This is a genomic window from Syntrophorhabdaceae bacterium, from assembly GCA_028698615.1.
In the GTDB taxonomy this organism is placed as follows: Bacteria; Desulfobacterota; Syntrophorhabdia; order Syntrophorhabdales; family Syntrophorhabdaceae; genus Delta-02.
This window is the reverse complement of sequence record JAQVWF010000101.1, coordinates 1-4039: the sequence shown is the minus strand read 5'-3', so window position 1 is coordinate 4039 and position 4039 is coordinate 1. Positions and strand designations below refer to the sequence as shown.

General features: G+C 52.0%; 3 protein-coding genes. All 3 read right to left on the bottom strand.

What is annotated here, in order from left to right:
* Positions 1–34 precede the first annotated feature (34 nt).
* From PHC90_14690 to PHC90_14680, 3 genes are read right to left on the bottom strand one after another with little or no spacing between them, the layout of a single operon-like run.
* Entirely contained in the window at positions 35–577 is a 543-nt protein-coding gene (locus PHC90_14690; GenBank protein MDD3847593.1) for a methyltransferase domain-containing protein, read from the bottom strand.
* A 32-nt stretch (positions 578–609) separates the two neighbouring features.
* A complete protein-coding gene (locus PHC90_14685; GenBank protein ID MDD3847592.1) occupies positions 610–2124 on the bottom strand; it encodes a radical SAM protein in 1515 nt (504 codons plus the stop codon).
* A complete protein-coding gene (locus PHC90_14680; protein MDD3847591.1) occupies positions 2114–3919 on the bottom strand; it encodes an LIC12162 family protein in 1806 nt (601 codons plus the stop codon). Before PHC90_14680 ends, PHC90_14685 begins: the two co-directional genes overlap by 11 nt.
* Between the last annotated feature and the right edge of the window lie 120 nt (positions 3920–4039).

Here is a 4039-nt window from a genome sequence, read left to right as displayed (position 1 = left end):
TTTCTGCCTTCCAGCAAGAGTTCAACCTCCCCGTTCATTTTATAACCCTCAAATGATAGGTGAGAGAATTCAATGGAAAGAGATGGGACAATCTCAGTTCGTATGAATAGGGATGTCTCTCGGCCACCCTGACAAGGAAGCGGTGGAAGATACCCATCCTGCCGCCCCTGAATTCCCTGTCGAATTCCAGCCTCTCCAGCCGGAACTGCGAACAGGTATACCTGTACCGATCGTGGAAGGGATGCGAAGGGTCGAAGTAACTGAACCACCAGACGCCGAAGAAATTCCTGTGCGTCGGGTCGATGGTGGCATAACAGCTCCTGAAATAGGGAACGCTGACGACCACCTCGGCCCCATTCGCGCTGATGCGATATATCTCTTCCATGACCTTGAGGGGGTCCTTGAGATGCTCCAGGATATTGTCCATCCAGACCTTTTCCGCTGAATTATCGTCGAAGGGATAGGGAAAGACATCGAGGTCATGGACAATGTCCACACCCGGCAGCGCCAGGGCGTCGACGCCCACATACCCTTCCCTTTTCCTCTGTCCGCAGCCAAGATCGATGTTGAGAGTCATTCGAGGATCCCCTTTAATTGTATCTACTGTCTTCACATCTCCGGCCGTCTGCCTCCCCTGCGTGACCAGAGGAAGTGCCATACTGACTTGAGGAAACGAACCGGATTGATAATATTATCCCTTAAAAGATACCGTAAATAGCCGGAACGATGAGGTGAATTGACAAGATGGAGCCAGTATCTCCGATCAGCCCGAAAGAAACTGATTTCGAGAGGGGTTACGATCCCGTACCGCAACTGCCATGAAAAGAGCAGTTTGTGGAGATCCAGACGATGATCGCTCAGTCGGAACCTCTGCGATGGAATCAGGCGGCTCATCTGATGATAATCTTCCCGCGCCACGGGCTCAGCGAGGTTGCGGAATATCTCTGTCCCGGGATAAGGCTGCGTTACCCCAACGGAAACATACGTTGGCCGGATCATCTTAAGAAGGCGCATGGTCGCTCCGAGGTCATCTTCAGTTTCAGTGGGAAGGTTCAGAAGTATATTCGCAAAAGTACGCATACCATGCTTGCGGCACAGATCAAAGGCAAGAAGGGTTTCTTCGGCGGTATTGAGCTTCTTTATCTCCTTGAGGAGCCGGTTCGATCCGCTTTCCACACCGAAGTCGAGCTGAATGCAACCGGACTCTTTGAGGAGCTTTACGACATGTTCTTTCTGAATGCACCGCACCCTGGTCTCGGCAGCCCAGAGCATCTTCAACCCGCTTTCCCGGTATGCCGTGCAAAACTCCACAATGTCTTTTTCTATCACTCCGAAGGTATCGTCGAGGATGTAGAAGAAATCGAAGCCATAACGCTCCTGAAGAACACGCAGGTCCTGGATCACGTGCTCCATCGGACGCTTGCGCACCACGGGCAGTCCGGGCACCCTGTCGTTTGCCTGCCAAACACTGTTGGACGCGCAGAAGGTACAACGAAAGGGGCAGCCGCGGCCTATATAGATAACTGCTGAGACGGCAGCCAATCTGCGTATGATGACCTTCCTCGGCTGCGTATACCATGTCATGTCTATCTTGTGGTAGGCAGGCATCCCGCACTCACGAAGATCCATCAGTTCCCTGTTGCGGGTCTGCACCACCTGTCCATCATGTCGGTAAGCGATTCCCCTGATCTGTCCGTTGTCATTCCCGGGCCTGTAGCTCTCGAGGAGTTCTCTCACGGTCAGTTCACCCTCTCCCCGGACCACCAGGTCGAAAGGACTCCCTTCGAAGAGAAAATCTTCGGGGGATATGGACGCGTGAGCATTGCCAACTACGATGGTCCCGCTGTATTCCCCGCGTATCTCTTCGGCCAGATCGAGGACAACGTTATAATCGGTGACAAAGGCGGCTAGACCAACAAATCTGGGTTGAAAACGACGCACATCCTTGAGGATGTGAGCAACGTTATCATCGAACAGAATCTCGTGGGGATTGGAGACTTCAACGGTAAAGCCATGCTTTTCGAGATACCCCGCCAAATAAAGGTAATAATACGGCATGTAAGCTTCTCTGGCGTTTGTGGGCGACACGACCAGAAGGATATCCGTTTGCTCTCTAGTGCCCATGTTGATACTCCCGACCATTGCCGATTCCCCTCAGCTCCGTTACCCATTCATCCAGTGCGTTGACGGACACCCTGCCAAACCTTCCGATAAACCTTCTGACGGCTTTCTGCCGCCCGTCTTCACTCCACCACTCATCAACATTCTCGTAAACACGGTTGACCTCTCTGGCTGCATCCACCGGACCGTCGAACAGTATTCCGGCCCGGCGCAAATCACTATAATATTCAACCGCGTCCGGATGAAGCATGTTTGCCGCGAACGAGGGGTCGCAAAAGAGGATGGTGGGTTTATCGATATGCAGCGCTTCGATGAACGTCGTCGAATACATCGGATGACCACAGAGGAAAAGACAGCAATTATTCAAACTCTTAGTAAAAGGCACGTCCCAAGTCTCTATGCGAACATTACCGGGAAATGCGTCCCCCAGCCTCTCCCGTACATCCCATCCCATGTCCTCCCTGTGCGGCCTGAGCCTCATGTTGGATCTGACCTTGTCGGATAGATTTTCCGCGAACACGTTTATGTCTTGAAAGTAACGTTGCCAGTACTCCGTCGTAAGAGGGAACTGGATGAGGCATCTCAACCACACCGCCAGATCATACAATACGTCCGGGCTATTCCTCTCCCTGCGCATCTTCTTTCTCCCTATGAGCTTCGTGGCCGACAAAGGCCTCACGACAGCGCGGGTACCGCTTCTTGTCCAACCCCACGAATAGAACCTGTCCACAGAGGAAAGTTCCTGTTGTTCTTGTAGAAAATACCGGATGATGCCGTAGTTGCCCCCATGCTGAAGGCCGATGAGCAGCGTGCCCCTCTCTGCCTGGGAGCCCGCCCATATCTTGAAGACATCGTGATAATGCCAGGACGTCGCACTCATCAGAGCGACGGGTTTGTGACGGTACAATCCGTTTACCGAATCCCTGATCTCATCGTACTTTTCGACAAAGGTGACAGGCAGCTCTCCAGAGATAAGATCAAATAACATCCTTTCAAATTCGTTCTCACCAAAAGATACTGCCCTTATTGCCTTCCGTGACTTCTTTTGCTGCACCCCTCCCCCGAAATCAACATCCGGGCAAAAGAATGGTGACAGCGTAAACCGGGTTCTTAGGAGAAGTCTTATCTCTACGTTCCTTGAAAAGTATGCATTATGGTAAAAAACCTTCGTCTCCTTGTCCCCCAGTGAGGAAAAGAATTTTGCAACAACTCTTTTGGTAAGTGAGACTGCGCCGTTTGGGGATACCTTCTGTACGGACACCTGTGCGTACTGTTCCCGATCCATCTTCATTTCGGGGAAAGACCTGTTCAATTTCCTCATAATTCTACTGAACAATTGAAGGTTATACGTATCTCCCTTCAAAAGCTCCATGAAATCGATGGTTGATTCAGGCGTTTCGAAAGAGACCTCGTCCAGGCAGACCGTTGCCAGCTCGGGGTACGACGCCAGGGCCTTTGAAATGTGGAGGTATCTGTCATAGGCGACATGAATGAAATGTAGGAGCCAGGTGCCGACGAGTATCCTCCAGTACCTTTCAGAGTAATCGACCCCGTGAAGGGAGTTGAGCGTCCCAGAGAGAACAGGGAGCGCCCTCTCATAGACGTCGTCGAGATAGGTGAAGATCCCAGGAACGTCGGCGTCGCTATATGGGGGGTCGAGCGCTATCGTATCGAGAGACTTCAGATATTCTCTCCTGCTGTAGCGCCTGCACCATTCGCCGAGGAACAGCAGTTTTGCGGAGGTATCCCAGAACTCTTCAATGGATGTCGTGGCGAGGAATATTTTCTTATCGTACAATTATTCTACCAGCAGCTTCTGCCGCCGTCAATGACGACAACGGAACCGTTCATGTAGGAAGAGGCATTCGAGGCGAGAAAGATTATCGCCCCCTCGAGCTCGTCGGGCCGGGCCATCCTG

Excerpts from the sequence above, each read along its gene's own strand:
- PHC90_14690 (MDD3847593.1), bottom strand. The coding sequence starts at position 577 with ATGACTCTCAACATCGATCTTGGCTGCGGACAGAGGAAAAGGGAAGGG.
- PHC90_14685 (MDD3847592.1), bottom strand. The coding sequence starts at position 2,124 with ATGGGCACTAGAGAGCAAACGGATATCCTTCTGGTCGTGTCGCCCACA.